At 68.7% G+C, this 26572-nt stretch carries 5 protein-coding genes; all 5 read left to right on the plus strand.

All coding sequences use genetic code 11. The features are described 5' to 3' along the window. Nucleotides 1-229 precede the first annotated feature (229 nt). Nucleotides 230-9421 (plus strand): non-ribosomal peptide synthetase, encoded by a 9192-nt coding sequence (locus IEC33019_RS06705; RefSeq protein WP_070091038.1) that lies wholly within the window; start codon nt 230-232, stop codon nt 9419-9421. Between the two features lie 67 nt (nt 9422-9488). After that, the gene (locus IEC33019_RS06710; RefSeq protein WP_070091037.1) at nt 9489-10538 is read left to right on the plus strand and encodes a TauD/TfdA family dioxygenase; all 1050 of its coding nucleotides are present in this window, start codon (nt 9489-9491) and stop codon (nt 10536-10538) included. 13 nt (nt 10539-10551) lie between these two features. Continuing rightward, on the plus strand, nt 10552-13620 hold the full coding sequence (locus IEC33019_RS06715; RefSeq protein WP_070091036.1) for a non-ribosomal peptide synthetase: 3069 nt from the start codon (nt 10552-10554) through the stop codon (nt 13618-13620). After that, entirely contained in the window at nt 13617-25364 is an 11748-nt protein-coding gene (locus tag IEC33019_RS06720) for an amino acid adenylation domain-containing protein (protein ID WP_070091035.1), read from the plus strand. The genes IEC33019_RS06715 and IEC33019_RS06720 overlap by 4 nt, the downstream gene beginning before the upstream one ends. An 85-nt stretch (nt 25365-25449) precedes the next feature. Continuing rightward, complete coding sequence (locus IEC33019_RS06725; protein WP_070091034.1) at nt 25450-26409, plus strand: alpha/beta hydrolase; 960 nt, start codon at nt 25450-25452, stop codon at nt 26407-26409. The last annotated feature ends 163 nt before the right edge of the window (nt 26410-26572 follow it).

The following is a 26572-nucleotide window of genomic DNA, read 5'->3' on the forward strand; positions in this document are numbered from 1 at the left end:
CGCGGTGCGATGCCGGCGGCCGCAAGGCGGCCCCATTAGCAACTGAATCGCATTCGTTTCCTATAAGACGAATGAGCGGCAAAAACCTGAGGGGGCAAATGCAAATAAATATTTCAAAGGCCCTGGGGCGCGGCATTGCGCCGTGCCTAAATCCTCCGAATTGAGTTTCGTTCCTAACTGCATGCGAGTGCCCAGGCACTACGAATGACCCTTTAGGAAGACGCCCAGCATGAAACCCGAAGACGCCGAGAAGCTTGCCCGCCGCTTTATTGCCCTGCCGCTGGACAAGCGCCGGCTGTTTCTCCAGGCCCTGGCCCGCGAAGGCGTCGAGTTCTCGCTGCTGCCCATTCCTGCCGGGGTCGAGGGCATCGGTTGTGCGCAGCCGTCCTATGCCCAGCAGCGCATGGGCCTTCTGTGGTTGCTCGATCCCCAGGGCGCGGCCTACAACCTGCCGGGGGCGGTGCGCCTGCAAGGGGCGCTGGAGCTGAGCGCGCTGAGTGCAGCGTTCGAAGCACTGGTGGCGCGCCATGAGCCGCTGCGCACGTTGTTCCGCCTGGAAGAGGGCGTCTGGTACCCCAGCGTCCAGGCGCCAGGGCCGCTGGCGTTGGTGCGGCACGACTTCGCCGGCAAAGCCGAGCGCGAGTGCTTGCTGCACGACTGCGCCCGGGAGCAGGCGGGCCTGCCGTTCGACCTGCAGGCCGGGCCCCTGCTGCGGGTGTGCCTGGTGCGCATGGCCGAGGATGAACATGTGTTGCTGCTCACCCTGCACCACATCGTCGCCGACGGCTGGTCGATGAACGTGCTAATCGAGGAGTTCAGCCGCCTGTATGCCCAGTGCGTGGCTGGCCAGGTGCCACAACTGCCGCCGTTGCCGATCCAGTACACCGATTACGCCCTCTGGCAGCGCAGCTGGCTGGAGGCGGGCGAGTTGCAGCGTCAGTTGGACTACTGGACCGCCCAGTTGGGTGATGAGCAGCCGGTGCTGGAGCTGCCGACCGACTTCGCCCGACCAGTCACGCCGAGCTATCGCGGCGTGCGCCTGGAGTTCGCCATCGATCCGGCGCTGTCCGCGGGCCTGCGCGCACTGGCCCAGCAGCAGGGCGTGACCCTGTTCATGGTGCTGTTGGCCTCGTTCCAGGCCCTGTTGCACCGCTATACCGGCCAGCAGGACATCCGCGTCGGCGTGCCGGTCGCCGGGCGTGGCAAGGCCGAGACCGAAGGCCTGATCGGTTTGTTCGTCAACACCCAGGTGCTGCGTGCCCAGCCGCGCGGTGATCAGTCGTTCAGCGCGCTGCTGGCCGAAGTCCGCGCGGCTGTGCTGGGTGCCCAGGCGCACCAGGAGCTGCCGTTCGAGCGCTTGGTCCATGCCTTGCAGCCTTCGCGCGATACCACCCATTCCCCGCTGTTCCAGGTGCTCTACAACCATCAGCCGCACGTCGCCGATCTTGAGCAACTGCACATCGCTGACGGGCTCAGGGCCTCGCGCCTGGAACTGGGCGGGCGCACCACCCAGTTCGACCTGGCCCTGGACACCCTGGAGCGGTCCGGCACCCTGCATGCGGCGTTGACCTACGCCTGCGATCTGTTCGAGCAGGCCAGCATCGAACGCCTACGCGAACACTGGCTGAACCTGCTGCACGGCATTGTCCAGGCGCCCGAGGCACGCCTGGGCGAGCTGCCGATGCTTGGCGCTGGCGAACGTGAACGCATGCTGCACGGCTGGAACGCCACCGCCCAGCAGTACCCAGGCGGCCCCTGCGTGCAGCGCCTGATCGAGGCCCAGGCCCAGCGCACGCCAGACGCCCCGGCCCTGGCCTTTGGCAACGCGCAATTGAGCTATGCCGAATTGAACGCCCGAGCCAACCGCCTGGCCCATCGCCTGATCGAAGCCGGTGTCGGCCCTGAGGTACTGGTGGGCATCGCCGTGGAGCGTTCGTTGGAAATGGTGGTCGCCCTGCTGGCGACCCTCAAGGCCGGTGGCGCCTACGTACCACTGGACCCGGATTACCCGGCCGAGCGTCTGGCCTACATGCTCGAAGACAGCGGTGTGGGCTTGTTGTTGACCCAGACCGCCCTACGGGCGCGCCTGCCGCTGAGCGCCGAACTGAGTACCCTGTGCCTGGACGATGCCGCCGCCGACTGCGCCGGCTACCCGCACAGTGACCCGGTGTGCCGGGTGAGCGGCCACAGCCTGGCCTACGTGATCTACACCTCCGGCTCCACCGGCCGCCCCAAAGGGGCTGGCAACAGTCATCAGGCCCTGTTCAACCGCCTGGCCTGGATGCAGCAGGCCTACCGGCTGGAGGCCTGCGACAGCGTGTTGCAGAAGACGCCGTTCAGCTTCGATGTGTCGGTATGGGAGTTCTTCTGGCCGCTGATGGTCGGTGCGCGCCTGGTGGTGGCCCCGCCCGGTGCCCACCGCGACCCGGCGCAGCTGATCCAGGTCATCACCGAGCAGGGCATCAGCACCTTGCACTTCGTGCCTTCGATGCTCCAGGCCTTCATCCATGAGCCGGGTGTGCAGGCGTGCACGAGCCTGCGACGCATCGTCTGCAGCGGCGAGGCGCTGCCGGCCGAGGCCCAGGCCCAGGTCTTCGCCCGCTTGCCTGGCGCGGGTCTGTACAACCTCTATGGCCCCACCGAGGCGGCCATCGACGTGACCCACTGGACCTGCGTCGAAGATGGCCGTCACAGCGTGCCGATCGGCCAGCCCATCGCCAACCTGCGCACTCACATTCTCGATGCCGAGCTCAACCCGGTGCCGCCTGGCGCTGCCGGGGAGCTGTACCTGGGTGGTGTGGGCCTGGCACGCGGCTATCACCGCCGCCCGGCGCTGACCGCCGAGCGCTTCGTGGCCGACCCGTTCGGCTCCGGCGAGCGCCTGTACCGCACCGGCGACCTGGCGCGCTACCGTGAGGATGGTGTGATCGACTACCTGGGGCGCCTGGATCACCAGGTGAAGCTGCGTGGCCTGCGCATCGAGCTGGGCGAGATCGAGGCGGGCCTTTTGGCCCACCCGGTCGTCAAGGAGGCGGTGGTGCTGGCCCAGGACAACAAGCTGTTGGTCGCCTACCTGGTGCCGTCGGCGCCGGTGGCCGACAGCGCCGCGTTTCAGGCGCAGCTGCGGGCTCACCTGCAACTGAGCCTGCCGGTGTTCATGGTGCCGGAGTGTTTCATGCTCCTGGAGCGCCTGCCTGTCACCGCCAACGGCAAGCTCGACCGCAAGGCCTTGCCCCGCGCCGGCGCGGTGCGCCAGCAGCACGAGGCGCCGCACAGCGAACGCCAGCGCGCCCTGGCGCAGATCTGGCAGCAACTGCTTGGCGTCGAGCAGGTCGGGCTGGACGATAACTTCTTCGCCCTGGGCGGCGATTCGATCATCGCCATCCAGGTGGTCAGCCGCGCCCGCCAGGCCGGCCTGCGCCTGAGCCCCGCCGATGTGTTCAAGCACCAGACCCTGCGCGACCTGGCGCAGGCCGTGGAGCAGGCGCCGCTGTTGCAGATCGAACAGGGGCCGCTGCAGGGTGAGGTGGTGCTGACGCCCATCCAGCACTGGTTTTTCGAGCAGGCGATCCCGGCGCGTCAGCACTGGAACCAGGGCCTGCTGCTGACCCCGCGCGAGCCCTTGCATGCCGAGCGCCTGGAAGCGGCCCTCACGCGCCTGGTGCAGCAACACGACGCCTTGCGCCTGCGTTATCGTCAAGCGCCCAGCGGCTGGCAGCAGACCCACGCCGAGTCCGCGCCTGTGCAGCTGTGGCAACGTCAGGCAGATTCGGCCCAGGCTTTGCGCGCCCTGTGCGACCAAGCCCAGGCCAGCCTGGACCTCGCTGAAGGCCCGCTGCTGCGCGCGATGCTGGTGCAGATGGCCGATGGCAGCCAGCGCCTGTTGCTGGTGGCCCATCACCTGGTGGTGGATGGGGTCTCCTGGCGCGTGCTGTTGGAAGACCTGCAACAGGCCTACCGTCAGCAGCCCTTGCCGGCCAAGACCAGCGGCTACCAGCACTGGGCCGCGCGTCTGGGCGATTACTTGCCCCGGGCCCGCCAGCAACTGCCGTTCTGGCTGGCGCAGCGCGCCAGTGCGCCATTGCCGCAGGACAACCCAAGCGGGCGCCAGGTCAACGCCAGCGCCGCCACGCTGACCTGGCGCCTGAGCGCCGAGCGCACCCGCCAACTGCTGCAGCGCGCAGGCCAGGCCTACCGCACCCAGGTCAACGACCTGCTGCTGACCGCCCTGGCCCAGGCCGCGGGTGACTGGAGCGGGCAGTCGGACTGTCTGGTGCTGCTCGAAGGCCATGGCCGCGAAGCACTGTTCGATGACATAGACCTCAGCCGCACCGTGGGCTGGCTCACCAGCCTGTTCCCGGTGCGTTTGAGTGCCGCGCCAACGCCTGGCGAGGCGATCAAGGCCGTCAAAGAACAGTTGCGCGCAGTGCCAGACAAAGGCGTCGGCTATGGCGTGCTGCGTTACCTGGACCCCGACGCTGGCGCACCACTGGCGGCCCTGGCGCCGTCGGGCATCCTGTTCAACTACCTGGGCCAGTTCGACCAGCAGTTCGGCGACGACGCGCTGTTCGCCCCGGCCCGCGAAGGCAGCGGTCAGGCCCAGGACCCGCTGGCACCACTGGCCAGCGCCCTGAGCCTGGAAGGGCAGGTGTACGAAGGGCAGCTGGTGCTGGAGTGGCGCTACTGCCGCGAAAGCTTCGATGCCGCCACCGTAGAGGGCCTGACCGAGGGCTATGGCCAGGCCCTGGAAGCCTTGATCGACCATTGCCTGGCCCCCGGCGCCCTTGGCGTGACCCCTTCGGACTTCCCCCTGGCACGGCTGAGCCAGGCGCAACTCGATGGTCTGGCCCTGGACTGGGCCCAAATCGACAACGTGCTGCCGCTCTCGCCGCTGCAGCAGGGCATGCTCTTCCATAGCCTCTACGAGCCCCAGGCCGGCGCGTACATCAACCAGTTGCAAGTGCATATCGAGGGCCTGGATGTGGCGCGCTTCGCCGCCAGCTGGCAGGCCGCATTCGCCCGTCACGACGTGCTGCGCAGCCAGTACCACTGGGAAACCCTGGCGCAGCCGGTGCAGTCGATTGCTCGCGAGGTGGCGTTGCCTCTGCAAGTGCTGCCGGGCGATGGCGCGGATCTCAAGGGCATTGCCGATCAGGAGCGCGCCCGCGGCTTCGCCCTGGACCGCGCACCGTTGCTGCGCCTGGTGCTGGTGCACCTGGGCGGTGAGCGCTACCAGTTGATCTACACCAGCCACCACATCCTCATGGACGGCTGGAGCAATGCCCAGTTGCTGGGCGAGGTGTTGCAGCGCTATGCCGGCGGCCAACCGCCGGCCAGTGCGGCGTCGTACGCCGATTACCTGGCCTGGCTGCAACGGCGCGACCACGCGCTGGACGAGGCCTTCTGGCGCGACCAGCTTCAGGCCCTCGAAGCGCCGACCCTGCTGGGCGACGCGCTGCCCCGGGAGGCGGACGAAGTCGGCTACGGCGAGCTGGTCCATGGCCTGGACGAGGCCTTCAGCCAGCGCCTGGCTGCGTTTGCCCGCGCCCATCAGGTGACCGTCAGCGTGGTGTTCCAGGCGGCCTGGGCGTTGCTGCTGCAGCGTTACTGCAATCAGACGTCGGTGGCCTTCGGCGCCACCGTGGCCGGGCGCCCGGCGCAGTTGCCGGGTATCGAGCAGCAGGTCGGGCTGTTCATCAACACCTTGCCGGTGATCTGCGCGCCGCGTGCGACCCAGCGTGTGGACGCCTGGCTGGCCGAGGTGCAGGCGCTGAACCTGCAATTGCGCGAGCACGAGCACACGTCGTTGGTGGACATCCAGCGCTGGGCCGGCCAGCAGGGGGCAGTGTTCGACAGCTTGCTGGTGTTCGAGAACTTCCCCGTGGCCGAGGTGCTGCGCCAGGGCGCGCCGGGCGGCTTGCGGTTCTCGCAGGTCAGCAACGTCGAGCAGACCAGCTACCCACTGACCCTGGGCATCGAACAGCACCGGAGCCTGGTGCTGACCTTCAGCCATGACCGCGCCCGCCTCGGCAGCGGCCAGGTGGCGCAGTTGCGCGATGCCTTGGTGCAACTGCTTGCGCAGTTCGTCGAGGCACCCGAGCAGCCCCTGGCCAGCCTGAGCCTGCTCGATATCCAGCGCCAGGCCGAGCGCCTGGCGCTGGGCGGGCAGCCGCAGCTGGCGCTGGACAGCCCGTTGCTGGTGCACCAGCGCTTCGAGCGCCAGGTAGCGCGCACCCCGCAGGCGCTGGCGCTGATCGCTGGCGAGCAGCGCTGGACCTACGCCCAGCTCAATGCCCAGGCCAACCGCCTGGCCCACCGCCTGCGTGAATGCGGCGTCGGCCCTGGGCAGCGCGTGGGGCTGTCGGTGCGGCGCGGGCCGCTGATGATCGCCAGCCTCTTGGCGGTGCTCAAGGCGGGCGCCGCCTATGTGCCGCTGGACCCGGACTACCCGGCCGAGCGCCTAGCCTATATGTGTGATGACAGCGCCTTGAGCCTGTTGCTGATGCAGCCCGGCCTGCTCCAGGCGCCCGCCGGGCTGCCGTGCCTGCTGCTGGAGGCAGGCGAGGGCTGGCTGGACGGCTACAGCGCGGAAAACCCGGTCAACCTGGCCAGTGCCCAAGACCTCGCCTACCTGATCTATACCTCTGGCTCCACCGGCCAGCCCAAGGGCGTGTCGATTGCCCACGCGGCGCTGCGCGAGTTCTGCGTGATCGCCGCCGACTATTCGCAACTGGTCGCCGAGGACCGGGTGCTGCAGTTCGCGACGTTCAGCTTCGACGGCTTCGTCGAGCAGTGCTATCCGCCCCTGTGCGTGGGCGCCTGCCTGGTGCTGCGCGGCGATGAGCTGTGGGACACCACGACCCTGTACGAGCAGATCATCGCCCAGGGCATCACCCTGGCCGATTTGCCGGCGGCGTACTGGTTCCTGCTGGCCCAGGAGTGGGCCGCCAGCGCCCCGCGCGATGCTGGGCGTCTGCGCCAGGTGCACGTGGGCGGCGAGGCGATGTCCGCCGAGGGCCTGAAGCTGTGGCACGCCGCCGGGCTGGGCCATGTGCGGCTGCTCAACACCTACGGCCCCACCGAGGCCACGGTGGTGTCGAGTACGCACTTTTGCACCTTGGCCGACGGCGCGGGTGCCATCCCCATCGGCCGCGCCTTGCCGGGCCGGGCGCTGCACATCCTCGACGGCCACGGCCACCTGGCCCCGGCGGGCCTGGCCGGCGAGCTGTGCATCGCCGGGGGCGCGGGCCTTGCCCGTGACTACCATGGCCGTGCGGCGCTGACCGCCGAGCGCTTCGTGCCCGACCCGTTCGCCCGCACACCGGGCCAGCGCCTGTATCGCAGCGGTGATCTGGCGCGGGTGCGCGCCGATGGTGTGGTCGAGTACATCGGCCGGGCCGACCATCAAGTGAAGATCCGCGGCTTCCGGGTCGAGCTGGGCGAGTTGGAGGCGCACCTGCAAGCCTTGCCGATGATCCGCGAAGCGGCGGTGTTGGTGCACGAGGGCGCTACCGGCAAGCAACTGATCGGCTATGCCGTGCCGACCGAGCCTGCGCACAGCAGCGCCGAGCTGACCCGCGCCGTGCGCCAGGCGCTCAAGGCCCACCTGCCAGACTACCTGCTGCCGGCCCAGGTGGTGGCTTTGGCAGCGTTGCCGCTCAACCGCAACGGCAAGCTCGACCGCAAGGCCTTGCCCGCGCCCGAGGCCTTGGTGGCCACTGACCGCGAGCCGCTGCGCGAAGGCCTGGAGCAGCAGCTCGGGCAGATCTGGCAACAGGTGCTGGGCGTCGAGGGCCTGGGCCGCGAGGACAACTTCTTCGACCTGGGCGGCCACTCGCTGCTGGCCACCCAGATCGTCTCCCAGGTGCGTCGGCAGTTGGGGCGGGCGGTGAGCCTGCGGGCGCTGTTCGAGCATCCACAGCTGTGCGACTTCGCCGCGCAGGTGCAGGCCAGCGTCGATCAGGCGGTGGCCGCCCGCCCGCCGATGGCGCGTCGTGCGGGGCAGGGCGAGCAGCCGTTGTCGTTCGCCCAGCAGCGGCTGTGGTTCCTCTGGAGCCTGGAGCCGCACAGTTCGATGTACAACATGCCCGGCGCCCTGCGCCTGCGCGGCCCGCTCGACCACGACGCCCTGCGCCGCACCTTCGAGGCCTTGCTGACGCGTCATGAGGTGCTGCGCAGCACCTACCACGAGGCGGCCGGCGGCACCTGGCAACGGCTGCGTGACGACCTGCCGCTGGCGCTGCTTCACCGCGACTTGCGCGGCCTGGCCGACGCCGAGGCCAGTGCCCAGGCGCTGGCCCGGGAGGAAGTCGCCCAGCCGTTCGACCTGGCCAACGGCCCGCTGCTGCGTGTGCAGGTGCTGCAACTGGCCGATCAGGACCATGTGCTGCTCATGACCTTGCACCACATCGTCGCCGACGATGCATCGTTCCGTGTGTTGATCGACGAGTTCGTCAGCCTCTACAGCGCCTTCGTCGCAGGCGAGCGCCCCGCGTTGCCGGTACCGACCCTGCAGTACGCCGACTTCGCCCGCTGGCAGCGTCAGTGGCTGGAGCAGGGCGGCGAGCTGCAGCGCCAGCTCGCCTGGTGGCAGGCCCACCTGGGCGAGCATCACGAGGTCCTGGAACTGCCGCAGGACCTGACTGCCGAACCGGGCGAAGCGGGGCAGGGCGCGACCTGCCACTTCACCTTCGACCGTGCCCAGAGCGACGCGCTGCGCCAGTTCGCACGGCAACGCCAGCAGTCGCTGTTCAGTGTGCTGCTGGCGGCGTTCAACGTGGTGCTGCAGCAACGCACCGGGCAGGCCCGCCTGCGCATCGGCACCGACATCGCCAACCGCAACCACGCCGAGCTTGAGCGCATGGTCGGTTTCTTCGTCAACCAACTGGTGCTGCAGGTGACGCTCGCGCCGACGATGCCTGCCGAACAGCTGCTCGCGCTGTGTAGCCGGACGCTGATCGAAGCCTCCGAGCACCAGGACCTGCCGTTCGAACGCCTGGTCGAGGCTCTGCGCCTGCCTCGGCGTAACGGCCGCTCGCCGTTGTTCTCGATCAAGCTGATCCACCAGGAGGGTGTGGGGCGCTTGCCGTCGATGGGGGCGCTGGAGGTGAGCGACTTCCCCTCCGGGCGCCAGGCGGCCGAGCTGGACCTGGTGGCGGCGTTCTACAACGACGACGAACACCTGCACCTGAGCTTCGAGTACCCCGCCGGGCGCTTCGCCCAGGCAACGCTGGAGGCGATGTTCGAGCAGGTCCGGGCAGTGCTCGCGGCCCTGGTCGAGGGCGCTGCCACCCTGGATGAGCTGTCGGCCGAGGCCGAGCGGGTCTGGCGAGAATGCGAGCAGCGCCAGAGCAGCCAGCGGGCCGCGCGCCTCAAAGGCCTGCACCCGATCCGCAGGCGCCGCTCCAGCGCCGTCGAGTGACCCGATTGTTCAACGACTTTTGCGGCGGCTCGCGACGAGCCGCCTTGGCCCAGTTCCAGGAGGCGTCATGTCCGTAACCTCATTGTCTTCACGCCCTATGCGCGGCGCGCGCAAGGCCATTTCCAGTGACACGTCCAGCCTGGTCAGCTTCGCGCCGCTGTTCGAGGCGGGCTTCCCGCTGCTGTGCACCCCCAACGTGCCGGGGGTCGACCTGGTCGCCTGGGCGGCGCAGAACCGCGCACTGATCCAGCAGCAGTTGCACCAGGGGGCGGCGATCCTGTTTCGCGGGTTCGACGTGGCCGGCATCGATCAATTCAACCAGTGCATCGATGCGATCTCCGGCGGCGCCCTGCAGTACCTGTTCCGCGCCTCGCCACGCACCCAGATTACCGGCCAGTTCAACATCTACAGCTCCACCGACTACCCAGCCGGGGAGCGAATCTTCCCGCATAACGAGCACTCCTATTCGCCGGTCTTCCCACTGCACCTGTACTTCTACTGCGACACCCCGTCCGAGACCGGGGGCGAGACGCCGCTGGGCGATACCCGGCTGATCCTTGACCGCATCGATCCGCAGGTGCGCGAGGCGTTCGCCCGCAAGGGCATCCTCTACGTGCGCAACTATGGCGATGGCATGGGGCTGCCGTGGCAGACCGTGTTCCAGAGCGAAGTGCGAAGTGAGGTGGAGGCCTACTGCGTGCAGATCGGCGTGCAGGCCGAGTGGAAGCCGGGCAACCGCCTGCGCACCCGCCAGCGCGGCCCGGCCATCGTCCGCCACCCGCAGACCGGCGAGCGCATCTGGTTCAACCACGGCACCTTCTTCAATGCCCTGACCCTGCCCGACAGCATTCGCGACAACCTGCTGCGCGAGTTCGGCCCGCTGGACTTGCCGCAGAACACCTTCTTTGGCGATGGCACGCCGATCGGCGATGACGTGGTGCGCCACCTGCAGCAGATCTACCGCGACGTGATGGTCGAGTTCGCCTGGCAGAAAGGCGATGTGGTGCTGCTGGACAACATCCTCACCGTGCACGCGCGCAATGCCTTCACGGGCCGTCGAAAAATTCTCACCGCCATGGCGATCGCGCAGAAGAGCGCCGATCTGGCCCACGATTAAAGGAGCTCCACACATGACCACCTCCCATCAGCCAGGCCATGACGACGCAGGCGGTGAGCTGTTCCAGGCCTCGGCCCAGCAGGCGCTGGCCCTGACCGTCCAAGGCGAGCGAGCTGGGCATGCCTGGGTCGTGCTCAGTGTCGCGCGCCTGCCCGATGCCGCTGAGCTGTCCGCGCACCTGGCCACCCTAGGTGCGCGCCACGAAGTGCTGCGTACCCTTTACCGCCGCCTACCGGGCATGACCTGGCCGCTGCAAGCAGTGCTGGAGCAGGTGCCCGGCGCCGTGCACGCCGAGGCTGACCACGACCTGGAACAGGCCCTGGCCTGGGCGCGGGCCCAGGTGGGGGCGGCCAGCACGTGCAGCCTGGCGGTGAGCGCCCTGGCCGGTGGCCAGCCGCGCCTGTTGCTGCTGGGCAGTGCGGCCAGCCTCGACCGCGCCAGCCTGCTGAGGGTGGCGGGCGAGTTGGCCGCGTTGTGCGAGGGGCCCGTGCTGGCCAGCAACGAGGAGGCGTTGCAGTACGTCGACTTCGCTGCCTGGCAGCAGGAACTGCGCGAGGATGAACTGGGTCGTCAGGGCGCGGCGTTCTGGGAGGCGCTGGTGCGCAGTCACCAGGTCAATCACCGCCTGGCCTTCGAAACCCCAGGCCACGCCAATGCGCGCCACCAGGCCAGCCGTGCCGACCATGCGCTGGAAGCGGTGCTGGCGAGCGACGGCGGCGAGGCCCGGGTGCTGGCGCTGTGGGGCGCCTTCCTGGCCCGTGTCAGCCAGCAGGATCGCCTGTTGATCGGCTTGCAGGTGGAGGGGCGCAATGAAGACCTGGAGGACGCCTGCGGCCTGTACGCCCGGGCCCTGCCGGTGGCCTTCGACAACCGCCAGGGCGCGAGTCTCGAAGGACTGTGCGCTGAGATGACGACCCGCCTCGAACAGTCGCGCTCCTGGCTGGACTGCCTGAACGAGTTCGACCTGGGGCTGTGCCGCTACGGCTTCGTCCATCGCCCGAGCGCCGCTGCGCAAGGCGTGCTGGCGCTGGAGGCCGAAGGGCCGGCCGAGCGCCTGCGCCTGGTGCTGGGCGAGGGCCAGGTGCGCCTGGATGCCGATGCCGCTGCCTTCAGCGTCGAGGCCTTGCAGATGCTGCTGGGGCAGTTCCTGCACTTCGCCGGCCAGGCCCTGGCCGCGCCCGCGCAGGACCTGGCCGAGGCCGGCCTGCTCGATGAGGCCGGACGCCGGCAGGTGCTGCAGGGCTTCAACCCCCAGGCCGCATCGCTGCGCCAGGCGCGGCAGTTGCAAGGGTTGTTCGCCGAGCAGGCCGAGCGCCAGCCCCAGGCCATCGCCTTGAGCGTGGGCGGCGAGCGGTTGACCTATGGCGAGCTGGAGCGCCTGTCGAACCAGGTGGCCAACACCTTGCGCGCCCAGGGCGCAGGCCCGGACAAGGTGGTGGCGGTGTATGGCCAGCGCAGCCGCGAGCTGGTGGTGGCGCTGCTGGGCATCCTCAAGGCAGGTGGCGCCTACCTGCCGCTGGACCCGAATTACCCGGCCGAGCGCCTGGCCTTCATGCTCGCCGACGCCGGTGCCGATCAGGTGCTGGCTTGCCTGCCACTGCCCGAGGCCTGGCAGCAGGAACAGCGCCTGACCGTCACCTCCCTGGCTGCCGATGCGCCGGTGTGGTCGGCCAGCGAGCAGGCCCCGGCGCCGCTGGGCGATGCCGACAACCTGGCCTACGTGATCTACACCTCGGGCTCCACCGGCAAGCCCAAAGGGGTCATGGTCAGCCACGCCAACGCCGTGGCCTCGACCTTGGCCCGCGGGCGCTTCTACCGCGAAGCGCTGGGCAATTTCTTGATGTTGTCGTCGTTTTCCTTCGACAGCTCCGTGGCCGGTGTCTTCTGGGCGCTGAGCCAGGGCGCGACGCTGACCCTGCCGGACGAGCACAGCTACAAGGACCCGCAACAGCTGGCCGCGCTGATCGCCCGCGAGGGCGTGACCCACTACCTGACGCTGCCCTCGTTCCATGGGCAAATCCTCGACTACCTCGACGCGCCGACGCTGCGCTGCGTGATCGTCGCCGGCGAGGCCTGCACCCAGGATCTGGCGCGGCGCCACGGCGAGCGCCTGGCGGGGGTTTCGCTGGTCAACGAGTACGGGCCGAGCGAGGCCACTGTGTGGTCCACCGCCACCTACCTGGACCCGGCTGACGGCCACGGCATCGCCATCGGCAAGCCGGTCCAGGGGCTGCGGGTGCATGTATTGGACGCGCACTTCGAGCCAGTGGCTCCGGGTGCCGAAGGTGAGCTGCATGTGGCCGGCGATGGCCTGTGCCGTGGCTACCTGGCGCGGCCTTCGCTGACCGCCGAGCGCTTCCTGCCGGACCCGTTCGCCGAGGCGCCGGGGCAGCGCCTGTACCGCAGCGGCGATGTGGCGCGCTACCGGGTCGACGGCACCTTGGACTGCCTCGGGCGCTTGGATCACCAGGTGAAGCTGCGCGGTTTTCGCATCGAGCTGGGCGAAATCGAAAGCGCCCTGCGTGCCGGGCGTGGTGTGGACGATGCCCTGGTGATCGCCCATGACACAGCGGTGGGTAAACAATTGCTGGCCTTCGTCGTTTCTACTCAGGAAGGTCACGAGCAACTGGGCCTGGACCTGCACAGCCACCTCTCCCAGGTGCTGCCCGAGCACATGCTGCCGGCGCGCATCCGGGTGCTGGAACGCTTCCCGCAGACCCCCAATGGCAAGCTCGACCGCAATGCCCTGTTGGCCCTGGACAGCCGACGCCGTCAGTACATCGCCCCGCGCACCGAGCTTGAACGGACCTTGGCCGGTATCTGGACCGAGGCCCTGCAGGTGGACAAGGTCGGTGTGCAGGACAGCTTCTTCGAGCTGGGCGGCCACTCGCTGCTGGCCACCGCCATCCGTACCCGGATCCAGGAGGCACTGGGCCTGACGATCCCGCTGCGGGTGTTCTTCGAGGGCGAGACCCTTGAGCGCCTGGCGCAGGAGATCGACGCATTGCGCGAGCAAGCCGGTAATCAGCAAAACACAGTGGACTCCCTGGAGGCGCTGTTCGACGAGGTTGAAGCTCTATGAATGCGGTACCGGACAGAATGCTGGCGCTGGCGCAACGGTTTGCAGGGATGTCGGCCGAGGCCCGGCAGGCTCTGCAAGGCAAGATGCGCGAGCAGGGCCTGACCCTGGAAGCCCTGCCGATCCCGCCACGTGCGGCGGGCCTGCAGGTGCTGCCGGCGTCCTACGCCCAGCAACGGCTGTGGTTCATCTGGCAACTGGAGCCACAGGCCAGCGCCTACAACCTGACCGGTGCCTTCCGCCTGCGCGGCCCGCTGGACCACGCGGCCCTGGAGCAGACCCTGGCCGCGCTGCTGGCGCGCCATGAAGTGCTGCGCACCACCTTCCGCTTGGAGGAAGGGGCGGTGCAGCAGGTGATCCACGCCGCCATGGCCTGCCCGCTGGAGCAGGTCGAGGCCGACGAAGCAGGCCTTCAGGCCGCTATCACCAGTGCCGCCCAAGCGCCGTTCGACCTGACCCATGGCCCGCTGATGCGGGCGCGGTTGGTCAGGCTGGGTGCCCAGGACCATGTGCTGCTGCTCACGCTGCACCATATCGTCACCGATGGCGCGTCGCTGCCCATCCTGATCGAGGCGTTCACCCGCCACTACGCGGCGTTCGCCAGTGGCCAGGCGCCGCAGGTCGAGGCCTTGCCAATCCAGTACGCCGACTTTGCCCAGTGGCAGCGGCTGTGGCTGGAGGCGGGCGAGGGCGAGCGGCAATTGCAGTACTGGCGCCAGCAACTGGGCGATGAGCACCCGCTGCTGAGCCTGCCGCTGGATCGCAAGCGCCCGACCTTGCCCAGCCAGCAGGGCGACTGCGTCAGCGTCGAGGTGCCCGCCGCGACCCTGGAGGGCTTGCGCCAGTTGGCCCGCGACCAGGGCTGCACCCTGTTCGTGGTGCTGATGGCGTCGTTGCATGCGCTGCTGCACCGCTACAGCGGCGAGCAGGACATCCTCGTCGGCGTGCCGGTGGCCAACCGCACGCGTCAGGACGTGCAGGCGCTGCTGGGCTTTTTCATCAACACCCAGGTGCTGCGCAGCCAGCCGCAGCCCGAGCAGCCCTTCCTGAGCCTGCTCGAGGCGCTCAAGGTCGCGGCAGTGGGGGCCCAGAGTCATCAGGATGTGCCGTTCGAGCAGTTGGTGGATGCGCTGCAGCCGGAGCGCAGCCTGAACCAAAGCCCGCTGTTCCAAGTGATGCTCAACCATCAGCAGGCCGCCGCCGAAGGCAACGCCCGCTGGTCGTTGCAGGGGCTGGAGGTCGAAGTGCTGGCGGTCGATGAGCGCAGCACCAAGTTCGACCTCATGCTCGACACCGTTGAAGGGCCCGAGGGCCTGAGCGCGGCGTTCACCTATGCCACCGACCTGTTCGACGCCACCACCGTCCAGCGCATGGCCCGCCACTGGCTGAACCTGCTGCGGGGGATCGTGCGCGATCCGGCCACGGCCCTGGGCGAGTTGCCGATGCTCGATGCCGCCGAGCAGGCTGCCACCCTGGTCGAGTGGAACCCCAAGCCGGCCCGGCTAGAGGTGCGTGAGTGCCTGCACCAGCGCATCGAGCGCCAGGCCGCATCGCGCCCAGCGGCCACCGCGGTGGTCTGCGAGGGCGAGCGCCTGAGCTATGGCGAACTGAACCGCCGGGCCAACCGCCTGGCCTGGCACCTGCGGGCGCAAGGCGTGGGCCCGGATGTGCGCGTGGGCATCGCCTTGCCGCGCTCGCTGGACATGCTGGTGGGGCTGCTGGCGATCCTCAAGGCCGGGGGCGCCTATGTACCGCTGGACCCTGAGTACCCCGAAGAGCGCCTGGCCTACCTGCTCGAAGACAGCGGCACACGCTTGCTGATCAGCCAGGCGCCGCTGGCCGCGCGCCTGCCGCAGGTCGAGGGCCTTCAGACGCTGTTGCTCGACCAGGCCGGTGCCTGGCTGAGCGAGGCCCCCGAGCACGACCTGCCCAACCTGACCGACCCTGACAACCTCGCCTACGTCATCTACACCTCAGGCTCCACGGGCAAGCCCAAGGGCACCTTGTTGCCCCATGCCAATGTGCTGCGCCTGTTCGAGGCCACGCAGGGCTGGTTCGGCTTCGATGAGCACGATGTGTGGACGCTGTTCCATTCCTACGCGTTCGACTTTTCGGTGTGGGAGATCTTCGGCGCGCTGCTGCATGGCGGCACGCTGGTGGTGGTGCCCTATGCCACCAGCCGTTCGCCCCAGGACTTCCACCGCCTGCTGCGCGAGGAGGGCGTGACTGTCCTCAACCAGACGCCTTCGGCCTTCCGCCCGCTGATCGAGGTAGCCTGCGCGGCCCGTGACCAAGGGCCGCTGGCCCTGCGCACGGTGATCTTCGGCGGTGAGGCGCTGGAGGTGGCCGACCTGCGGCCGTGGTTCGAAGCCTTCGGCGATCGCCAGCCGCAACTGGTGAACATGTATGGCATCACCGAGACCACGGTGCACGTGAGCTACCGGCCACTGGGTTGGGCGGACCTGGACTCTGGCAACAGCAGCCCGCTGGGCGAGCCGATTGGCGACTTGTCGTGGTACGTGCTCGACAGCCGTCTGAACCCGGTGGCCAAGGGCTGCGTGGGCGAGCTGTACGTCGGCGGCGCGGGCTTGGCGCGGGGCTACCACCTGCGGGCCGACCTGAGCGCCACGCGGTTTATCGCCGACCCTTTCACCGAGCGCCCCGGTGCGCGCCTGTACCGCACGGGCGACCTGGCCCGCTACAGCGCCGACGGCAGCCTCGAGTACATCGGTCGTATCGACCACCAGGTGAAGATTCGCGGTTTTCGCATCGAGCTGGGCGAGATCCAGCGCTGCCTGCAACAACATCCGCAAGTCGCCCAGGCCCTGGTGCTGGTGCACGAGGCCGGCGCCGGCAAGCAATTGGTCGGCTACCTGGTGGCCAAGGCCGGCGTCGAGGCCGGCAGCAGCACCTTCGGCCAGGGGCTGCGTGACTACCTGCGCGGCGAGTTACCCGACTACATGGTGCCTGCGCACCTGATGGTGCTCGATGCCTGGCCGCTGACCAGCAACGGCAAGCTCGACCGCAAGGCGCTGCCCGCGCCGGGCCTGGAGCTGTCGCGAGGGGCCTGGCAAGCACCGCAGGATGCGCTGCAGGCCGACTTGGTCACGCTCTGGGAGCAGGTGCTCAAGCGCGCGCCGATCAGCATCGACGACAACTTCTTCGAACTCGGTGGCGACTCGATCATTGCCATCCAGTTGGTCAGCCGTGCCCGCCAGGCAGGCATCCGCTTCAGCCCCAAAGACCTGTTCCAGCACCAGACCGTGCAGAGCCTGGCGCGGGTTGCGGTGCGCAGCGATGCCTTGGCCCGATGCCAGGCACCGGTAGCCGGGGAGGCGCCGCTGACGCCGATCCAGCAGTGGTTCTTCGAGCAGCCCGTGGCCCGTCGCGCCCACTGGAACCAGTCGGTGCTGTTGGACGTGCGCCAGCCGGTCGATGCGCAGCACCTGCGCACAGCGCTGGCCTGCGTGATGCGCCAGCACGACGCCCTGCGCCTGCGTTTCGCGCAGCATGAGGGCCAGTGGCGCCAATGGCATGCCGAGGACGGCGCGCAGCTTGACGTGCTGCAGGAGGCGACCGCCCGTGATGAACAGGAGCTGCTTGAGCGGTGCAACCAGGCCCAGGCCAGCCTGGACCTGGCCCAGGGCCCGCTGCTGCGCGCGTTGCTGGTGGAGATGGCTGAGGGCGGTCAGCGCCTGCTGTTGGTGGTCCATCACCTGGTGGTGGACGGGGTGTCCTGGCGTGTGCTGCTGGAGGACCTGCAACAGGCCCTGCAGCATGTGATCGCTGGCGAGCCGCCGCGCCTGCCGGTCAAGACCAGCGCCTACCAGCAATGGGCCCGGCGCCTGGTGCAGCAGGCGCAAAGCCCGACATTGCTGGCCGAGGCCGCGTACTGGCACGCCCAATACCAGGACGTGACGCCCAGCTTGCCGAGCCAGGCCGTGGCCACCCCGGTGGCGGATGAGATCCGCGCCGTGCAGACCCGCCTGGACCAGGATGTCACCCGCCAACTGCTGCAACAGGCCCCGGCGGCCTACCGCACCCAGGTCAACGACCTGTTGCTGACCGCCCTGGCCCAGGTGATCTGCGCCTGGACCGGCCAGGCCTCGGCCCTGGTGCAGCTCGAAGGCCATGGCCGCGAGGACCTGTTCGAGGACATCGACCTGAGCCGTACGGTGGGTTGGTTCACCTCGATCTTCCCAGTCAAGCTGACCCCGGCCCAGGACGCCGACGCCAGCATCAAGGGCATCAAGGAGCAACTGCGCGCGGTGCCGAACAAGGGCATCGGCTTTTCCATCCTGCGCTACCTGGCCGATGTCGGCCTGGGGGCGCTGCCGGCACCGGCCATCACCTTCAACTACATGGGCCAGTTCGACGCCAGCTTCGATGCGCAGGCGGCCTGGCAACCGGCGCGCGAGCGCGGCGGCGATGAGCAGGCGCCAGGCAGCACAGTGCTTGAAGGCTTGAGCATCAACGGGCAGGTCTATGCGGGCGAGCTGTGCCTGAGCTGGTCGTTCGACCCGCGCCGGTTCGCCCAGGACCAGGTGCAGGCTTTGGCCGACGCCTATGGCCAGGCCTTGCGCGCGCTGGTCGAGCACTGCCTGGCGAGCGACGGCGGGCTGACGCCGGCCGATGTCCCGCTGGCCCAACTGCGCCAGGACCAGCTCGATGCCCTGAACCTCGCGGCCTGCGACATCGAAGACCTCTACCCACTGTCGCCGATGCAGCAGGGCATGCTGTTCCACAGCCTCTATGACGATGAGCCGGGCGCCTATGTGCATCAGTTGCGCCTGGACGTCGAAGGCCTGGACGTGGAGGCCCTGCGGGCGGCCTGGCAGGGGGCGCTGGACGCCCATGACACGCTGCGAGCGAGCTTTCTCTGGGGCGATGAGCTGCGCCAGCCGCTGCAGGCGATCGGGCGCCAGGTGCGTCTGCCACTGGAACGGCTGGACTATCGCGGCCAGCCACGCAGCGCCCTGGAGGCCTTCGCCGAGGCCGACCGCCAGCGCGGTTTCGATCTGGCCCAGGCGCCGCTGCTGCGGGTCAGCGTGCTGGACACCGCTGAGGGTCGGCAGCACCTGATCGTCACCCATCACCACATCCTGCTCGATGGCTGGAGCACGTCGCAGTTGCTCGGCGAGGTCATGCAGCGGTATGCCAGCCAGACGCCGGCCCGCAGCGCCAGGCGCTACCGCGACTACATGGAGTGGCTCGCCGCCCAGGATGCCCAGGCCGCCCAAGGCTTCTGGAGCGCCCAGCTGGCGCCGCTCGAAGAGCCGACCTTGCTGGCCAACTGTGCCGAGGCCGAGCGTGACGCCGTGGGCTTTGGCGAGTACTTCCAGGTCCTCGACCCGGTAGCCAGCGAGCGTCTGGGGACGTTCGCCCGGCAGTACAAGGTCACCCTCAACAGCCTGCTACAGGCGGCCTGGTTGTTGCTGTTGCAGCGCTATAGCGGGCAAGCCTGCGTGGCCTTCGGCGCCACCGTGGCTGGCCGTCCGGTGGATCTGCCGGGGATCGAGCAGCAGTTGGGGCTGTTCATCAATACCTTGCCGGTGATCGCACGCCCTGAGCCTGGGCAATCGGTGGCGCACTGGGTGCAGGCGATCCAGGCGCTGAACCTGGACCTGCGCGACTACGAGCACAGCCCGCTGGCCGAGGTACAGCGCCTGGCGGGCCAGGGCACGCTGTTCGACACCTTGCTGGTGTTCGAGAACTACCCGCTGGCCGAAGCGCTGCAACAAGGGCCGGACACGGGGCTGCGTATCCTCGATGTGCAGGGCCGCGAGCAGACCCACTTCCCGCTCACCGTCTCGGCCGACTTCGGCGCGCGCCTCTCACTGCGCTACAACTATGCCCGCAGCGCCTTTGGCGACGCCTTCATCGCCAGCCTGCACGAGCACCTGTGCAACCTGTTGCAGGCCATGGCCGAAGCGCCTGAGCAGGCATTGGGCCGGTTGACGCTGCTGGGGGATTCGGAGCGCGACTTGCAACTGCTGGCCTGGAATGACACCCAGGTGGCCTTCGCGCCCATGCAGCCGGTGCAACGCCTGTTCGAGATGCAGGCCGAACGGGCGCCAGATGCGCCAGCGCTGGTCTTCGCCGACCAGCAGTTGGACTATGCCGAGCTCAACCGCCGCGCCAACCGCCTGGCGCACCGCTTGCGCGCGCTGGGTGTGGGCCCGGAGGTGCTGGTCGGCATCGCCGCCGAGCGTTCCCTTGAACTGGTGATCGGCCTGCTCGCGATCCTCAAGGCGGGTGGCGCCTACGTGCCGATGGACCCGGACTACCCGAACGATCGGTTGCACTACATGCTCGAAGACAGCGGTGTGGACCTGCTGCTGACCCAAAGCGCCCTGCAAGCACGCCTGCCGCTGACTGACGGGGTACAGGTGCTGTGCCTGGACCAGCTGGACCTGACCCAAGGCCCGGACCACAACCTGGACCTGGCCATCGACGGCGCTTCGCTGGCGTACATGATCTACACCTCCGGCTCCACCGGCCGGCCCAAGGGCGCGGGCAACCGCCACGACGCCTTGTACAACCGCCTGGCCTGGATGCAGGCGGCCTACCCGCTGGGCGCGGGGGACACGGTGCTGCAGAAGACGCCGTTCAGCTTCGACGTCTCGGTGTGGGAGTTCTTCTGGCCGCTGATGGTCGGTGCCCGCCTGGCCATCGCCGAGCCCGGGGCGCATCGCGACCCGGCGCAACTGGTGGCGCTGATCCATCGTCACCAGGTCGATACGCTGCACTTCGTGCCGTCGATGCTGCAGGCCTTCGTGCGTGACGAGGGCGCAGCCTCCTGCCACAGCCTGCGCCAGGTGATCTGCAGTGGCGAGGCGCTGCCCGCCGAGCTGCAACGCCAGGTGCTGCGTGTGCTGCCCAAGGCCGGGTTGTACAACCTGTATGGCCCCACCGAGGCGGCCATCGACGTGACCCACTGGACTTGCCGCGATGACGGCGGACACAGCGTGCCGATCGGCCGGCCGATCGCCAACCTGCGCACCTACATCCTCGATGACAGCCTGCAGCCCCAGGCCATCGGCCGGGTCGGTGAGCTGTACCTGGGCGGGGTGGGACTGGCGCGCGGGTATCACCAGCGCCCAGGGCTGACGGCCGAGCGCTTCGTGGCCTCGCCATTCCACGCCGGCCAGCGGCTGTACCGCACCGGTGACCTGGCCCGCTACCGCGTCGACGGGGTGATCGAATACGTCGGCCGGATCGACCATCAGGTGAAGATTCGCGGCCTGCGCATCGAACTGGGCGAGATCGAGGCTGCGCTGCTCGAACAGCCCGCTGTCGCCGAAGCCGTGGTGCTTGCGCTGGAGGTTGGCAAGAGCACGCAACTGGTGGCCTATCTGGTGCCCACCGCAGGCGCCATCGACACCTCGGCGCTCAAGGCTGCCCTGGCCGAACGCCTGCCCGAGCACATGCAGCCGGCCCAGTTGATGGTGCTCGACTGCATGCCGGTGACCGCCAACGGCAAGCTCGACCGCCGTCGCCTGCCGGCGCCAGAGGCCCGCACGGGCCAGGGCCGTGCGCCGGCCACGCACCAGGAAGCCAGCTTGCTGGCGGTCTGGCAGGCGCTGTTCGAGCGCGATGACATCGGCGTGGAGGATGACTTCTTCGCGCTCGGTGGCGACTCGATCGTGTCGATCCAGGCCGTGGCCCTGGCGCGCAAGGCGGGGCTTTCGATCACGCCCAAGGATGTGTTCAGTCATCCGACTCTGGCTGCGCTGGCCGAGGTCGCCACCGCAACGGTGCCGGTGCTTGAGGCGCCGATGCAGCCGGTTTCGGTGGCGCTGTCCGACGCGCAGTTGGCCACGCTCGGGCTCACGGCCGCGCAGGTGGAGGACGCCTACCCGCTGTCGCCCATGCAGCAAGGCATGCTGTTCCATGCGGTGCAGGACGCCGACGACGGCCTGTACGTCAACCAGATCGAAGTGGGCGTGGTCGGCGTCGATCCGCAGCGCATGCTCGCGGCCTGGGAGGCGGTTGCCCGCCGGCACGCGATCCTGCGCACTGCGTTTCTCTGGGAGGGCGAGAAGGAGCCGTTGCAGGTGGTGCTGCGTGAGGCGGCGCCGCTGCTGACAGTGCTCGACTGGCGCAAGCGCGCCGACGCCCGGGAGACCGTGCGCGTGCTGGCCGATGCCGAGCGCGAGCAGGGCTTCGCCCTGGGCCGCGCGCCATTGCTGCGGGTGCTGCTGGTGCGCATCGATGAGCAGCGCTACCGGCTGATCTGGACCTACCACCACATCCTCATGGACGGGTGGAGTGTCTCGCGCCTGATCGGTGACGTGCTGCGCCACTACAGTGGCCAGGCGCTGCCATCGGTGGCGGAGTACCGGCATTACATCGGCTGGCTGCAGCGCCAGGACCCGGCCACCTGCGAAGCGTTCTGGAAGACTGCGCTGGCGGCGCTGGAAGGGCCGACGCACCTTGCCCGTGCCATGCCGGTCAAGCAGCCCCAGGCCGGTTATCACGCGCTCTATACCCACCTCGATGCAGTGCAGACCACGCGCATGCAGCAGTTCGCCCAAGGCCAGCGGGTCACCCTCAATACCCTGGTCCAGGCGGCCTGGCTGCTGTTGTTGCAGCGCTACACCGGCCAGCGCACGGTCACCTTCGGCGCTACCGTCTCGGGACGCCCTGAGACCCTCGAAGGCGCCGAGCAGATGCTGGGGTTGTTCATCAACACCTTGCCGGTGGTCGGCCACGTGCCGACTGCCCAGGCGGTGGGTGACTGGTTGCGGGAGCTTCAGGCGTACAACCTGCGCATCCGCGATCACCAGCACACGCCGCTGGGCGATATCCAGCGCTGGGCCGGACAAGGCGGGCAGGCGCTGTTCGACAGCATCATCGTGTTCGAGAACCAACCGGTCGACCGCACCTTGCGGGAGTGGGATGGCGAGTCGCTGCGCTTTGAAGAGGTGTCGGACTTCGGCCTGACCAGCTTCGCCATGGACCTGATGGTCAGCGTGGATGATGGCGGCCTGCGCATCGAATACATGCACCAGCGCTCGCACTTCGATGTCGCGACCGTCGAGCGACTGCGCGAGCACATGGAAAGCCTGCTGCGCAGACTGTGCGACGATGCCCGGCAGCCGGTCGGATGCCTGGGCCTGGTCGAGGGCACGTCGCGTCCGTTGCAGGCGGCGCCTGCGGTGGTCAATACCCCCGTACATGAGCTGGTCGCCCGCCGGGCCCAGGAGCTGCCGCACCACCCGGCGTTGGTGCTCGGCGAGCAGGTGCTCGACTACGCCACCCTCGACCGCCGTGCCACCGCCCTGGCCGTGCGCCTGCGGGCGCTGGGGGTGGGGCCGGAGACCGTGGTGGGCGTGTTCATGGAGCGCTCGCCGGAGCTGGTGGTGTCGCTGCTGGCGGTGCTCAAGAGCGGCGGCGCCTATGTGCCGCTGGACCCGGAGTACCCGGCCGAGCGTCTGCGCTACATGATGGCCGACGCCGGCATGGCCGTGCTGCTGACCCAGCACCACCTGCAGGATCGCGTGGCACTGGACGCGTCGGTGACCTGCCTTGCGGTCGATACGCGGGTGCTCGACGAGGCGGTCGATGCCTCGGCGCTGCCAAGCGTCCAGGACCTGGGCCTGGCTTACCTGATCTATACCTCCGGTTCCACCGGCAAGCCCAAGAGCGTCGCCGTGGCCCATGGCGCGATCAGCATGCACGTGCAGGCCATCGCCCAGCTCTACGAGATGGACTCCAGCAGCCGCGAGTTGCACTTCATGTCGTTCGCCTTCGATGGCGCCCATGAGCGCTGGATCACCACGTTGATCAGCGGCGGCACCCTGGTGATCCGCGACAACCAACTGTGGACCGCCGAGCAGACCTTGCAGGTGCTCAAGGAGCAGCGCATCAGCATTGCCTGCTTCCCTCCGGCCTACCTGTTGGAGCTGGCCGAGCAGGCCGAACGCCAAGGCGAGGCGCCGGCCGTGCGCATCTACTGCTTTGGCGGTGACGCAGTGCCGGACGCCAGCTTCGAGCGGGTCAAGCGCAGCCTGGCGCCGCAGTACCTGGTCAACGGCTACGGCCCGACCGAGACCGTGGTCACGCCGCTGCTGTGGAAGACGCCGGTGAGCGGGCAGTGCGAGGCGATGTACGCACCGATCGGCCTGGCGGTGGGCGCGCGGACCCTGTACGTGCTCGATGGCGACCTCAACCCCTTGCCGCCGGGCCTGGTCGGTGAGCTGTTCATCGGTGGCGAGGGGGTTGCCCGCGGCTATCATCACCGCGCTGGCCAGACCGCCGAGCGCTTCGTCGCCGATCCGTTCGGCGCGCCGGGTGCACGGCTGTACCGCACGGGCGACCTGGTGCGTATGCGCGCTGACGGGGTGGTGGATTACGTGGGCCGGGTCGATCACCAGGTCAAGGTGCGAGGCTTCCGGATCGAGCTGGGCGAGATCGAGGCGCGGCTGCGCGAGCAGTCCGGGGTCAAGGACGCCCTGGTGGTGGTGCGCGATACCCCGCAAGGCCGCCAGTTGATCGGCTATGTGGTCGCCGCCGAGCAGGGCCCGGGGCAGGACCTGCGCCAACGCCTGCTGGCGGCCCTGCGCGAGCGCCTGCCGGACTACATGGTGCCGGCCCAGGTGGTGGTGCTGGCGCAGTTCCCGCTCACGCCAAACGGCAAACTCGACCGCAAGGCGTTGCCGGACCCTGACTTCGGCGCTCGCCAATACGTCGCGCCGCGCACGCCCTTGCAGGCGGCGCTGGCGCAGGTCTGGCAAGCGGTGCTGGGTGTCGAGCAGGTGGGCATCACCGACAACTTCTTCGAGCTGGGCGGCGATTCGCTGCGCACCTTGAAAGTGATCTCCCGGGTGCGGGCGATGCCGACACTGGGCTTCGAACTGAAGCTGCGCGACATGATGGCCAACCCGACCATTGCAGGCCTGACCGCCGACCAGGGCCAGGCGCCCGAGCCGTTGCTGCTGCTCAACCGGCCGGTGGCGGGTGCCGCGCCGCTGTTCTGCCTGCACGCAGGGTTCGGCACGGTGTTCGACTACGAGCCCTTGGCGCGCCGCCTGGACGGGCTGCGCACGGTGTATGGCGTACAGTGCCGGATGCTGCTCGACCGTCAGTGGCAGGACCTGTCGCTGGAGCAGATGGCCACTGACTACGCCGCCGCCATCCGCGCCCGGCAGCCCCAGGGGCCGTATCAGTTGCTCGGCTGGTCGCTCGGCGGCAGCTTGGCACTGCTGGTGGCCCAGGCCCTGGAGGCCCAAGGGCAGACCGTGCGTTGGCTGGGCCTGGTGGACAGCTACGTGCCGTTGGATACCAGTGGGCAGGACGAAGACGTGCGCGAGGACCTGCAGGCCTTCCTCTGCGCCACCCTGGGGATGGAACCGGAGGCGGTGCAGCCGGTGCTCGACGGGCACGGGGCGATCGAGGCTGAGCAAGTGGGCGGGTTGATCGCCGGGGTGATCGCGCGCCAGCCACAGCAAGGGGCCGGTTATGCCTTGCTGGGCGCCGATGAACTGGCGCACACCTTCATCGTCAGCCAGCGCCTGAAGCAGCTGTCGCGCGAGCTGCCGGCCTTGCCGGTGGTCAAGGCCGGGTTGCATTGCTGGTGGGCCAGTGCCAACCCGACCGGAGAGCGCGCGGCGCTCGAAGCGCAGCAACCACGTATCGCCCAGACCGAGGTGGTGCGTGCCAGCCACTACGACATCCTGCACAGCGCCGACTGCCTCGAAGGGCTGCTGGCGACCTTGGAGGAGGGGCGGCTGACGCAAGTCTGACCGGCTTGTCTGGCGGTTCGCAGTAAATAGCCACGCTCGGCTTACGTTAGTGAGTCGAGCGTGGTTTTTTATTGGAGACCGATCGATGCCGCTGCACCCCGATATTGAAGGATTTCTCGAGCTGGTGGAGGCCGGTCGCCTGACCGGCAAGCGCCAGCCCATGCATGAGCTCTCGCCGCAACAGGCACGCGAGCAGTTCGACCTGGCCTCACAGCTGCTGGACAGCGCCCCGACCGGCAACCTGGAAATCACCCAGTTGACGATTACCAGCCGCGATGGCCAACCACTGGCGGCGCGTACCTATCAGCGCGCCCAGGGCAGGGAACAATTGCGCCCGGTGGTGGTGTACTTTCATGGTGGCGGCTATGTGGTGGGGAGCCTGGATTCCCACGACATCCTGTGCCGTCGCTTGGCCCTGGCGGGGGATTTCGTGGTGCTGTCGGCGGACTACCGCCTGGCGCCGGAGCACAAGTTTCCCACCGCGTTCAACGATGCCGAGGACGTGGTGCTGTGGCTGTTGAACGAAGGCGCCCGGCATGGCCTGGATGCCGAACGGGTGGCGTTGGTCGGCGACAGCGTCGGCGGCAGTTTGGTGGCCGCACTGGCGATCCGCGCCGCTTCGGCCCCCGAGCAACTGACGTTACGGCCGAAGGCTCAGGTGCTGCTGTACCCGGTACTGGATGCGGCGGTGGAACGGCCCTCATTGGAACGCTTCGCCGAGGGTTACCTGCTGGAGAAGCAGTCGCTGCGCTGGTTCTACCGGCAGTACGAGCGCGACGTAGCGGACCGGCTGGACTGGCGCTTCTCACCGATCTATGCCGAGTTGCCGGCGCAGTTGGCGCCGACGATCCTCTGGCTGGCCGAGTTCGACCCGCTGCTCGATGAAGGCCTGGCCTATGCCGAACGGGTGCGCGGGGCTGGGCTTGAGATCGCATGCGAAGTCAAGGCAGGCATGACCCACGACTTTGCGCGCATGGGCGAAGTGGTAGGGGAAGTGCCTGGGATGCTGACGACGCTGGCGCAGGCAATCCAGCGGCGACTCTGAGCGCCTTGGGGCCGCTGCGCGGCCCATCGCAGGCTTCCACCAAATTGCATTCTTTCAGGGCGCCTGTTTTGCGGTGAATGGCACGGGCTTCGCCCGTGTTCGCGGGTGAACCCGCTCCCACAGGAGTCATCGTCAGCCTTGCGGGCGTGGGTTGCCCGCGGAG

Source organism: Pseudomonas putida (assembly GCF_002741075.1).
Taxonomy (GTDB): Bacteria; Pseudomonadota; Gammaproteobacteria; order Pseudomonadales; family Pseudomonadaceae; genus Aquipseudomonas; species Aquipseudomonas putida_T.